11 protein-coding genes are annotated in these 11,628 nt (G+C 49.1%); 9 read left to right on the top strand and 2 right to left on the bottom strand.

Features of this window, described 5'->3' with window-relative positions:
* Nucleotides 1-27 precede the first annotated feature (27 nt).
* The gene (locus METH5_RS0109675) at nt 28-291 is read right to left on the bottom strand and encodes a hypothetical protein (protein WP_029148311.1); all 264 of its coding nucleotides are present in this window, start codon (nt 289-291) and stop codon (nt 28-30) included.
* A gap of 187 nt (nt 292-478) precedes the next feature.
* Here METH5_RS0109675 and METH5_RS0109670 point away from each other — a divergent pair, with 187 nt between their 5' ends.
* Together METH5_RS0109670 and rpoH are read left to right on the top strand one after the other, a co-directional pair.
* Nucleotides 479-1,279 carry a hypothetical protein gene (locus METH5_RS0109670; RefSeq protein WP_029148310.1) on the top strand — a complete coding sequence of 267 codons (801 nt, stop codon included), beginning with the start codon at nt 479-481 and terminating at the stop codon, nt 1,277-1,279.
* Nucleotides 1,280-1,554: 275 nt separating this feature from the next.
* Complete coding sequence (gene rpoH, locus METH5_RS0109665; RefSeq protein ID WP_029148309.1) at nt 1,555-2,412, top strand: RNA polymerase sigma factor RpoH; 858 nt, start codon at nt 1,555-1,557, stop codon at nt 2,410-2,412.
* 86 nt (nt 2,413-2,498) lie between these two features.
* On the opposite strand, the gene METH5_RS0109660 is transcribed toward rpoH, so the two are convergent.
* Entirely contained in the window at nt 2,499-4,454 is a 1,956-nt protein-coding gene (locus METH5_RS0109660) for a dynamin family protein (protein WP_029148308.1), read from the bottom strand.
* A gap of 234 nt (nt 4,455-4,688) precedes the next feature.
* Here METH5_RS0109660 and METH5_RS0109655 point away from each other — a divergent pair, with 234 nt between their 5' ends.
* From METH5_RS0109655 to METH5_RS0109625, 7 genes are all read left to right on the top strand, one after another.
* A complete protein-coding gene (locus tag METH5_RS0109655; RefSeq protein ID WP_029148307.1) occupies nt 4,689-5,084 on the top strand; it encodes a gamma-butyrobetaine hydroxylase-like domain-containing protein in 396 nt (131 codons plus the stop codon).
* The gene (gene ubiE, locus METH5_RS0109650) at nt 5,068-5,835 is read left to right on the top strand and encodes a bifunctional demethylmenaquinone methyltransferase/2-methoxy-6-polyprenyl-1,4-benzoquinol methylase UbiE (RefSeq protein ID WP_029148306.1); all 768 of its coding nucleotides are present in this window, start codon (nt 5,068-5,070) and stop codon (nt 5,833-5,835) included. Before METH5_RS0109655 ends, ubiE begins: the two co-directional genes overlap by 17 nt.
* A gap of 4 nt (nt 5,836-5,839) precedes the next feature.
* On the top strand, nt 5,840-6,427 hold the full coding sequence (locus METH5_RS0109645; RefSeq protein ID WP_029148305.1) for an SCP2 domain-containing protein: 588 nt from the start codon (nt 5,840-5,842) through the stop codon (nt 6,425-6,427).
* A gap of 2 nt (nt 6,428-6,429) precedes the next feature.
* Entirely contained in the window at nt 6,430-7,977 is a 1,548-nt protein-coding gene (gene ubiB / locus METH5_RS0109640; RefSeq protein ID WP_029148304.1) for a ubiquinone biosynthesis regulatory protein kinase UbiB, read from the top strand.
* A 12-nt stretch (nt 7,978-7,989) separates the two neighbouring features.
* The gene (locus tag METH5_RS0109635; protein WP_029148303.1) at nt 7,990-8,433 is read left to right on the top strand and encodes a DUF2147 domain-containing protein; all 444 of its coding nucleotides are present in this window, start codon (nt 7,990-7,992) and stop codon (nt 8,431-8,433) included.
* A 128-nt stretch (nt 8,434-8,561) separates the two neighbouring features.
* Nucleotides 8,562-10,031: a sodium:solute symporter family protein gene (locus METH5_RS0109630; protein ID WP_029148302.1), complete on the top strand. Its 1,470-nt coding sequence runs from the start codon at nt 8,562-8,564 to the stop codon at nt 10,029-10,031.
* A gap of 118 nt (nt 10,032-10,149) precedes the next feature.
* Complete coding sequence (locus METH5_RS0109625) at nt 10,150-11,610, top strand: sensor domain-containing diguanylate cyclase (protein WP_029148301.1); 1,461 nt, start codon at nt 10,150-10,152, stop codon at nt 11,608-11,610.
* Nucleotides 11,611-11,628 lie beyond the last annotated feature (18 nt).

Below are 11,628 nucleotides of genomic sequence, written 5' to 3'. Positions count from 1 at the left end.
GCCTCTCCTTCTGGACTGTGCGGTTTTTTATTTCATAATAGTCTCCTCATTTCGTTTTTCTGCTAGCCATTTAGCTACATCTTTTACCAGTGCAAACTTCCCTCTGCGATTTTCAATTTCAAAGACCGGAATAGGAACCAAATCCTTAAAAACCGCCTGCCTGAATGCGTCATTTGAAGAGTACCCCAAGGCCATCCAAAGGTTATCGCGACCCATTATCGGGCCATATTGATTCATTAAATCCCTCTCAAGAACTGAGGCAAGATTCTCTTCATTGGAAAATTTAGCCATGAGCCTAATCACGTTCTATAACGATAAAAAACCATGATACCAATTAGTTAAACTAGATACATGCCAGAAAACTAAGGCTAATTTCGCTCCTTTGATACTCCAATTTAAAATTAAATATCAATTTAAAACATATAGTTAATGAAAAATCATTGATACAATCTTTATTAATTTTTTTAGGTTAGAAAAATTGGCCTCTGACGTTGATTCGATTCGCACTATTTATTGGTTTCACTACCTTGCTTTGAAGCTACATGTAGCTTCAGCTTTGGGGGTCCAAAGATTAATTGATCCTCAAAGTATTAAAAAAGACCGAGGAGAAGAGATTTCCCACAGCAGTAAATGGGCAGAATACAAAAGGGGACTACATGCCCCGCGCAGAACCACTATTTCCATGGCCGATATTAGGGTTCCTGGATCTGCTGCTTTCTTTAAACATGTTCTATGGGTAGTTTTGAAGCAAGATACGATTACTCCAAACTTTTCAGAGCTATTAGCTCGATTAAACCCTGAAACTCAACGATTAATATACGACATCCATGGTCGCCCCAATACACATGCGAGCAGGCAATTTTTGGGGAAATTTGAAAGAAGGGCCAGCGTTGACTGTCTTGCGGCATTAACGTTGATAATGAAATACAACCATGAGCAAAATCTACCTGAAATTGCATGGGAATACGCTCTCAGCATATTTCGAGTTTTAGTTATACTTGGAAATCATTTAGATAAATTTGGAATAGCGGATCGCCTATTTAAGATTTTTGTTGATAAAGTGTTTTCACTAGTCCAATGGAATAATCAAAAATTTGCTTTAAGAAACTACCCTTATGATGCATTCTGGGACTTGCTGCTCATTTGCATGAACTCATCACTAGAATCCGAACGCAAAGCACTCACTCTTTACGAGCAAGCTCGGATAATGGTGAGAATACTCAGAGAAGATGAGGCAGATAGTAGAAGTCTTTTCTCCCCATGGATTAGGTCTATTTAGCTAACAATGATCGGCTTGATACAAAATTTCCGCAAAAGTATCAACAAATATCCCTCTTTTTACCATCCAAAATCCAAGATCCTTAACTAGTTAAACGCCTATAATTGCCCTAGAAGTTACCAACTTCAAATGAAATCGGTTACCAACTTTAATGTAGCGGTTACCAACTTTAATGTCACAGAACATCCCAATTGAGTTGAACTTTTAAATGGGCTAGCACTCTCTAGCATTGAGTGCTAAAATCATTTTAAACATCTTCTTTCAATAAGGAGTTTATTATCAACGCGTTAACATTACCTGTCATTGCATCGGCTGATAGCCTGGATAAATACCTGCGTACGATTAAGCAGTTTCCAGTGCTCACGGCTGAAGAAGAATACAGCCATGCAACTGAGTTGAAACAAAGTGGTGATCTGGAAGCTGCGCGTGCGCTGATTGTGTCGCACTTGCGCCTGGTGGCCAGCATTGCACGTGGTTATAGCGGTTATGGTTTGCCACAATCCGACCTGATTCAGGAAGGCAATATTGGTTTGATGAAAGCGGTTAAACGCTTTGACCCTGACCGTGGTGTGCGCCTGGTATCGTTTGCCATGCACTGGATTAAAGCCGAGATTCATGAGTATATTGTGCGCAACTGGCGCTTGGTGAAAACCGCGACCACTAAAGCACAACGCAAATTATTCTTTAACTTGCGCAGCATGAAACAGGGCTTTGAAACACTGAGCCAGGATGACGTGCAACGTATCGCGACTGAACTGAATGTGAAGCCAGAAGAAGTGACCGAGATGGAATACCGCCTGAACGGTCAGGAGATTTCACTGGATGCACAAGTCGATGACGACGGTGAAGAAGTGTATAGCCCGATTGCGTTTCTGGAAGATGAAGGCCCAGAGCCTTCAACCTTGCTAGAGAACTTGCAAAACGAGCACCTGCAAACTGAGGGCTTGAGCATGGCACTGCAACAACTGGATGCGCGTAGCCGCCGTGTGCTGCAAGCGCGCTGGTTGACTGAGGGCAATGCATCCACGCTGCATGAACTGGCCGCGGAGTTTAATGTGTCGGCAGAGCGTATTCGCCAGATTGAACAGAAGGCGATGCAAAAAATTAAAGCGACAATGTTGGAAGCCAGCTAAGTTTATAAGCTAACGTTAGCCAGCAAATAACAAAAACGGGTGCTTAAAGCACCCGTTTTTGTTTCACTTGTTTACCCAGTGTGATTTTAAGCCGCGCGTACGATCACTTCTTCATGTGCCAACGCAAACATGGCTTTGCTATTGAGCTGATCCAGCTCTGCCAGTTGTTGGCGAATCGACAATTCCACCTGCTCCAAATCCGCAATGCGCTCTTCCAGGGTATCTGTCGCCTGATAAATGCGTTTGATGCTTTCCACGCGGCGCTTGAGTTGCACGTGATGCTCACGCATCTGGCTTTCCATCGGCGCGATCACGGCTTTGAGCCAGCTTTCGGTATCGCGGTTAGCCGCTTCATACTCCAGAATCACATGGCTGGCCAGGGTTTCAAAAAACTTGCTGGTGAGCGTGAGTTTTTCGTGGGCAATCATATTAAAGGTGGTATTAAACTGGTCACGGTAAATGGCTTCCAGTTTATTAAGCGCTTTTAAATAGCGTGAGGTAGAAAACGGTGGCGGTGTTTTTTGCACCAGGCCATGCTCTTTGGAGAACTTTTCATACATGGCTTCCATCATTTTTTTGATTTCATGCACATGCACATCGGCATCCATCATACGACGCTTCAGGTCACTAAAAAAGTCATCCATTGCCTGACGCATGGTTTTGGTAAACGCGGCTTTCATCATGGTATCGCGTGTTTCGCGCACCTTGCTTTTAAGCGCTGGCAGACCCAAATGGTGAAATACCTGATTTGACTGCACAGAAAACACGCTACGCAGCGCCTGATAACGCTGCAAGCCGACCTCAAAATTCACTTTATCTTGTTTGACCTTGCGCATCATCTGCGCAATCACGTCTTCATTTTTGCCTTGCAAACAGCGCAACTCGTCAGCTTGGTCGAGCACACTTTGCAAGCGTGTCTCCAGCGTGGTGCGCGTTTGATGCATCATGTCTTCAATTTCGCCCTGTATGCTTTCGCGTACAATTTCCTGCTTGGCCGGGATCAATTCATCAGACAGGTTTTTTTCAAGTTGCAGCAAACGGCTTTTATGTAATAACTGCTGGTCGCCTTTTACTTTGGCCAGCAAGCCTTTTTGTGCCGAGGTGGGCAAAATCTGGTCGCGTGACAAGCCAAGCAACTCGGCGGTATTTTGCAACTGACGATAAAGCTCGGTTTCCACTTCATCGTCCGTTTTTAGCGGATCCCACAAACCATCAATCTTGTTTAGCACCGCCAAACGGCCTTTTTGCTTCCAGCGTGCGCCGCTGATATAGCGACGCCAGACTTCCATCTCGGACCTGGTGACGCCGGTATCGGCGCCAAGAATAAACAACACGGCATGCGCATTTGGCAACATGCTCATGGTTAACTCTGGCTCGGCCCCAATTGCGTTTAAGCCTGGGGTATCCAGAATCACCAAGCCTTGCTTGAGCAAAGGATGGGGGAAATTAATGACGGCATAGCGCCAGCACGGGATTTCAAGCAGGCCATCCATGCCGATCAACATGGCATCATCTGGCTGGTCAGGGTTATACAAACCCAGAGATTGCGCTTCTTCTAGGGTGACACGGCGGGTACGGCTGACTTCTTTAAACGCTTCAACCATGCTTTCGCGTGAGTGTGCATCAAACTCAACGGCTGACCAAGCCTGTGGCATACGACGATAGTCACTGATGGAAATCTGGTGGGTGCTGGTTTCAATTGGCAGCAAAGACAAACTGACCGGCTTGCCGGTGTCATAACGCAACTCGGTCGGACACATGGTGGTGCGTCCGGCGCCCGATGGCAGCAACCGATGGCCGTAGCCGGAAAAGAAAATCGCGTTAATCAACTCGGATTTACCACGCGAAAACTCGGCGACAAACGCCACGTTTAATTTATCCTCACGCAAACGGTTTAGTTGCTGCTGTATCCGCTCTTCTATTTGCACATCGCTGAGCTGTTTATCGGCCAACCAGCGCCGATACTCCCCCAAAACATCAGCAATCGATTGACGCCATCGCGTGTACAAATCAAATTGTTGTGCCAGTCTGTTATTTTCCATAGGACCTGCTTAAGTGTTGTAAGGTAACCTATTCATGATGGTTTGTTTTTTTAGTAATCTATCATGAAATAATAAAAGTTCAAATAAATCATGTAGGTATAGCCATTAATTCACAAATAAAATGAATTATCAACCCTAAGATACAACAATCACTACCCATGCGCGGCCTACCTGCATCTGCTATCATGCGCATAATTAAAGTTAACGACTCAATTCACCACTTTCTTCAATCTTATGAGCGGTCTACACCCCGATTGCCCGACCCCGACCCTGATACAACTGCATCAGGGCTCACACCTGCTTGAAGTTCACTTCGACAACCATACCGAGTGCATGCTGTCTTGCGAGTTTTTGCGTGTTTACTCGCCCTCGGCTGAGGTGCGCGGGCATGGCGCCGGGCAAGAGGTACTACAACTGGACAAAGAAAATGTGAATATTGCCGACATTGAACCGGTTGGCCGCTATGCGATCAAACTGATCTTTGACGATGGTCATAATACTGGCCTCTATTCATGGGATTATTTGTATTATCTGGCACAACATTATGAAAGCCTGTGGCAAGACTACATCAGTAAACTATCCATGGCTGGCCATACCCGCAAGGAACCGACACATGCAGCAAAACACTGATCAGGAAAAAACCACCCACTTTGGCTTTGACACCGTGGCCGAAGGCGACAAACAGAGCAAAGTTGGCGAGGTGTTTCATTCGGTCGCACAAAAATACGACATCATGAACGACGTGATGTCTGCAGGCATGCACCGCTTGTGGAAACGCTTTGCGGTGGATGTGAGCGGCGTAGGCCAGGGCGACAAAGTACTGGATATTGCTGGCGGCAGCGGTGACCTGTCACGTTTATTTGCCAAAAAAGTAGGCACGCAGTCGGCGGTCAATGCTGGCACGGTGATCTTGACCGACATTAATGCGTCTATGCTGGGGGTAGGCCGCGACCGCATGATAGACGCCGGGCTTAGCATTCCCGCCACGCAATGCAACGCCGAAGTATTGCCGTTTGCAGACGAAACTTTCAACTGTGTGATTGTTGCTTTTGGCCTACGCAACATGACGCATAAAGACGTTGCCTTACGTGAAATGCAACGCGTGCTCAAACCAGGCGGCCGCTTGCTGGTGCTTGAGTTTTCAAAAGTCTGGCAACCGCTAGAAAAACTCTACGACGCCTATTCATTTAAACTGCTGCCCAAGTTTGGCAAATGGATTGCTAACGACGAGCCTAGCTACCGGTATTTAGCGGAAAGCATACGCATGCACCCGGATCAGGAAACCCTGAAACAGATGATGCATGAAGCCGGTTTTGGTAAAGTGGATTATTACAACCTGACTGCGGGCGTCGTTGCCTTGCACAAAGGCATCAAACTTTAAGCGCATGTTTAAACCTCTGATTCAATTCGTGCTGCAGCACCTGATGCAGCAAAACAGCTGGAGCGCCCCGCTGTTGCAACCGTATGCGCACAAAACCTTATGCGTAGACTTTAAAGTCGCCCAGGCCACGCTGACCATTTTAAATAATGGCGAACTGGCAGTTGCGGGTGATTCATCTGAGGCAGATGCGACCATCCACCTGCCACCCAGCCTGGCCATGCGATTACTACGCCAAGATCCGCTGGCGCACAGCCTGATTAAAATTGATGGTGATGCCGCACTTGGGATTGCCGTCGGCAAGGTATTATCCGCCATGCGCTGGGACATTGAAGATGACTTAAGTAAAGTCGTCGGCGACATTGCCGCTTACCAGGTGGTGCAAATCGGGCAAGAGAAATTACAGCGCTGGCAAAACCAGGCCAAAAACCTGGGCGAGATGCTGGTGGAATACTGGCAAGAAGAGCAACCCATCATTGCTAAAAAAAACCGCGTTGAACAATTCAACCAGTCCGTTGACCAACTGCGCGAAGATACCGACAGGCTGCAGCAACGCGTTGACAAACTGCTCGCCGCCACTCCAGAAAGCCAGTAACAATGCATTGGTTACGTTTTTTTCATATTATCGGCGTGCTGATCTGGTATCGCCTTGATATTTTCTTTGTACGCGACCAGCAACCCACCTGGATTCATCGTTTGTTAAGCATCGCTTTATTCTGGCGCCATGCGCCTGAACAACGCGCCGTGCGCTTACGTCTGGCCTTAGAAAACCTGGGGCCAATTTTCGTCAAATTCGGCCAAATGCTGTCAACACGCCGCGATTTACTGCCAACGGACGTTGCCGATGAACTCACCAAACTGCAAGACCAGGTGCCGCCATTTGCCTACGCACAGGTTGAATCTATTATTCAGGAAGCTTTTGCAGCCCCCTTAAGCACTGTCTACGCAGAATTTAATACAACGCCGGTTGCCAGCGCCTCGGTTGCCCAGGTGCACTTTGCCAAACTGCATAGCGGCGAACAAGTAGCGGTTAAAGTGCTACGCCCCGGCATTGCCGCCATTATTCACCGCGACATTGCATTGCTGCGCACGCTGGCCTGGTGGGTTAAAAAACTCTCCAGCGAAGGGCGCCGCCTAAAGCCGGATGAAATGGTCGACGAGTTTGCCCGCCACACCGAACATGAGCTGGACTTAACACTGGAGGCCGCACAGTGCGCGCAGCTAGGCCGTAACTTTAGTGATCGCCGCTTACTGGTGCCCAGCGTTTACTGGGATTACTCGCACCAGCACGTGATGACCATGCAGCGCATGTATGGCACGCCGGTGAGAGACACCGCTGCCCTCAAAGCCTCTGGCATTAACCTGACGCAGCTGGCGCACGAAGGCGTGGAAATATTCTTTACCCAAGTGTTTCGGGATGGTTTTTTTCATGCCGACATGCACCCCGGCAACATTCAAGTAGCGACAGAAGGACCTGATAAAGGCAAATTTATTGCGCTGGATTTTGGCATCATGGGCAGCCTGTCGGCTACCGACCAATACTACCTGGCACGTAATTTTCTGGCGTTTTTTAACCGTGACTACCGCGACGTGGCAGTGGCACATATTGAGTCTGGCTGGGTGCCGGCTGACACCAATGTTGAGGCACTGGAAACTGCCGTGCGCGCTATTTGCGAGCCGATTTTTGAAAAACCGCTGAAAGACATCTCGTTTGGCCGCACCCTGCTCAGCCTGTTCCAGATGTCGCGCCGCTTTGGCGTCAACATCCAGCCCCAGCTGATCATGCTGCAAAAAACCCTGCTCAACATCGAAGGCCTGGGGCGTGAACTCGACCCTAATATCGACTTATGGCTCAGCGCAAAACCTTTTCTCAAGCGCTGGATGAGCGAGCAGATCGGCTGGCGTAGCCTGCTCAAATCGGCCAAGCGCGAATTACCTTATATATTGACGCATGCGGCAGACATGCCACGCCTGCTTGAGCAATACCTGCGCAACCAAACCGACCTTGGCAAACAGCAACATCGTATTGATACCCTGCTCACAACCCAACAGCAGCAAGCCAATTGGCAAAAATGGGCCACGGCGGCCATCATCGTGCTAGTGTTATTACAATTTGCGAGTGTGTTCCTGCTGCTTAACCACTAAAGGAGATTAGCCATGCGCCCTGTTAAACCACTAGTGGCCACCATGCTCTTTATGCTGCCTTATGCACTGCACGCGGCAGATCTGAGTGGCGTCTGGCAAACCACCGATGATAAAACCGGCCAGCCTAGGTCACTGGTGCGCATTGTCGAACACGCAGGCGAATATAGCGCCATTGTTGAAAAAGGCCTGCTGGCCACTGACACCGGCGACGCCGTGTGCGATAAATGCACAGATGAACGCAAAGGGCAAAAAATCATCGGTATGACCATCGCCAAACACTTAAAGCAAACTGCCAACAGCAATGTGTATGAGGGTGGCGAGATTTTAGACCCCGAAAATGGCAAAACCTACAAATGCAAAATGACACTGGGCGCGAGTGGTAAAACGCTGGACGTGCGAGGTTTTATTGGCTTTTCCCTGCTTGGGCGCTCGCAAACATGGCAACGGGCCGAGTAATTGTGCAGAATTGTAAAAAGACCTGATTTTCAGGTCTTTTTAGCTTTCAAACACATCACAAAATCCTGTTTGAGCACGGTTTTGTTTTAAAATCAGCCTTTTGCAATCAACCCAAAGGGAAACAAGCTTTGCTGATCTGGTTTGTCGTGGCGTATTTACTGGTTTCAATCGGCATCGGCCTGATTGCCGCCAGAAACGTACACAGTACCAAAGATTATGCCGTCGCCGGCCGCCACCTGCCGCTGCCAGTGGTCATGGCCACGGTGTTTGCTACCTGGTTTGGTGCCGAAGCAGTGTTTGGCGTCTCAGCCACCTTTGTGCGCGAAGGCTTAACCGGCGTGGCAGCAGACCCGTTTGGCTCCAGCATGTGTTTGATACTGGCCGGCATTTTCTTCTCAACCCGCCTGTATAAACTCAACATTCTCACCCTGGGTGACTTTTACCGTATGCGCTACAACCGCTCGGTAGAGGTGCTCACCACCATCGCCATCGTCATCTCATACATGGGCTGGGTGGCCGCGCAAATCAAGGCGCTCGGCCTGATTTTCAACCTGATTAGCCACGGCGCTATTTCAGAACCCACTGGCATGATCGTCGGCACCGCCATTGTCCTCACTTACACCACACTGGGTGGCATGCTGTCAGTCGCTATTCTCGACTTTGTACAGATGATCGTGGTCATTGGCGGCCTGCTTTACATTGCTAATATTGTGGCTGGCCAGACCGGTGGTGTGGCACCGGTGATTGAACATGCACGCCAGGCGGGCAAGCTGCATTTCTTTCCGCAATCAGCCAACTGGAGCGTCTGGCTGACCTTTCTCGGCGGCTGGCTAACCATGATGCTGGGTTCGATTCCACAGCAGGATGTTTTTCAGCGCATCACCTCGGCCAAAACGGCAAACATTGCTCTGTGGGGCTCTTTGCTGGGGGCCAGCATTTACTTTTGTTTTACCTTTGTGCCCATGTTTATTGCCTATGCCGCCACCCTCATAGACCCGGCGACTTTTGGTGCACTGGTCACAACCGATTCGCAGCGCGTGTTGCCTACCCTGGTGCTCACGCACACACCGCTCGTTGCGCAAGCTATTTTTTTTGGCGCAGTGCTATCAGCCATCATGAGCTGCTCGTCTGCAACGCTGTTAGCGCCCTCTGTTACCTTTGCCGAAAACGTGGTCAAAGGCTTTATGCCGCACATGAACGACCACGCTTTTTTACGCGTGATGCGACTATGCCTGGTGGGTTTTGCCGCCATGGTGCTGTTTTACGCGCTTAACTCCGAACGCTCTATTTTTGGCATGGTAGAAAGCGCTTACAAAGTCACGCTGGCAGGCGCGTTTGTACCGTTGCTGTTTGGCGCATTCTGGAAGCGCGCCACCAGCCAGGGCGCACTTGCGGCAATTATTTTTGGCATTGGCAGCTGGGTGCTGATAGAAGTATTGATTGGCGACGAAAGCCTGGTACCTGCACAATTAGCAGGCCTGGTGATCAGTGCCGTTGCCATGGTAATCGGCTCGTTACTGCCGCAAAAGGTCGGTGGCACACCGCACAGCGCTGCTGGCTATTTGCACGAACATGCGGCAAGCAGTCACCCGCATTAAATTGTGCCAATGCTGGAAATACATCTTTAAAACAGCGACTATTCAAATAAACAAAGTCGTTTTATATTGGTGATAATGCTTTATTGAGCATGATCCGCCTTCAGGTAATTGAACATTTATGGTCGTTAACAAGCGTTACTACACTCTACTCCTAAGCGCTATCGTGCTGATTGGCTTTGTGGCAACCAGCCTGATTGGTTACTTTGTCGCCAAAGACTCGCTGACAGACCGCCTGCAGCAAGAAATGCTGCCACTGACCAGCGACAATATCTACTCGGAAATCCAGCGCGACCTGCTGCAACCACTCCTGATTTCGTCACTGATGGCCAATGACGTGTTTGTGTTTGACTGGATCAACAATGGCGAACAAGACGCCAATAGAATGACCAGCTACCTGGCACAAATCCAGAAAAAATATAACACCATCACCGCATTTTTCGTGTCTGAAAGCTCAGGCAACTATTACCATCCATCAGGGGTATTAAAGCGTGTCTCACCAGCAAACCCAGACGATCATTGGTATTTTGAGGCCAGAAATTCACATAACCCTTATGTCATCAACATTGACCGCGACACCGCAGACAAAAAACGCCTGAGTATTTTTGTTAACTATCGCATTGAAGACAAATCGGGCAAGTTTATTGGCGTGATTGGCGTCGGCTTGTCACTGCAAACCGTGGTGGAACTGATTGAAAACTACCAGAAACGCTATGGCCGTGAAATCTACTTTGTGAACCGCCAGGGTGAAGTCATGCTGCAAAGCAGCCAATATCGCTCAGAGTTGCATTTGCAAAACAAATCCGGGCTGGATAAAGCTTTTCTCAAAGTATTGACCTCGCCTAGCGCTTCTTTTTCGTTTAAAACCAGCGGCGGCAATATGTTGTACCTCAATAGCCGCCTGGTGCCTGAGTTTGACTGGTATTTAATCGTCGAGCAAGTCAACGACCCGAGCTCGCATCGCATCGAAACGGCCTTTTTGATCAACCTGGCCGTGGCGGTGGTCATTAGTATGATCGTGCTGGCGCTGGCGCATTTTGCAGTGCGTGGCTATCACGACAAACTGGAGATGATGGCGACCCAGGATAAGCTGACCGGCGTCACCAGCCGTCAGGTATTCGAGTTTTACTTTAAGCAGGCGGTGGCGCGCGGCAAGCGCCGTGACGAGTCACTATCACTGGTGCTACTCGATATTGACTTGTTCAAGCTAGTCAACGACTCTTACGGCCATGAGGCGGGCGACCGTGTCCTCACGCGCGTGGCACAGCTGATCAAGTCGCATGTGCGTGAAGAAGATGTGGTGTGCCGCTGGGGTGGCGAAGAGTTTTTAGTGCTGCTCTCAGGTTGCGACTTGCAGCACGCCAGAGACATTTCCGAGCTGATACGCTCGGCGGTGGCTGGCTTGCAATTTCACTTTAACAACAAAGTGGTGCACATCACCGTGAGTGCGGGTCTGGCCGAGATGCAAACGGACGAACTATTAGGCCAGGTGGTAGAACGGGCAGACCATCATCTTTACGCCGCCAAACGTGCCGGGCGTAACTGCATCAAACCAGAGCCTGACGAAGAAGCCACGACATAACGTGGCTTAAAGTCGCTG

Origin of the sequence: Methylophilus sp. 5, assembly GCF_000515275.1 — a bacterium.
In the GTDB taxonomy this organism is placed as follows: Bacteria; Pseudomonadota; Gammaproteobacteria; order Burkholderiales; family Methylophilaceae; genus Methylophilus.
Note: the sequence above shows the minus strand (reverse complement) of the source record. Positions and strands in the feature narration are given on the sequence as shown.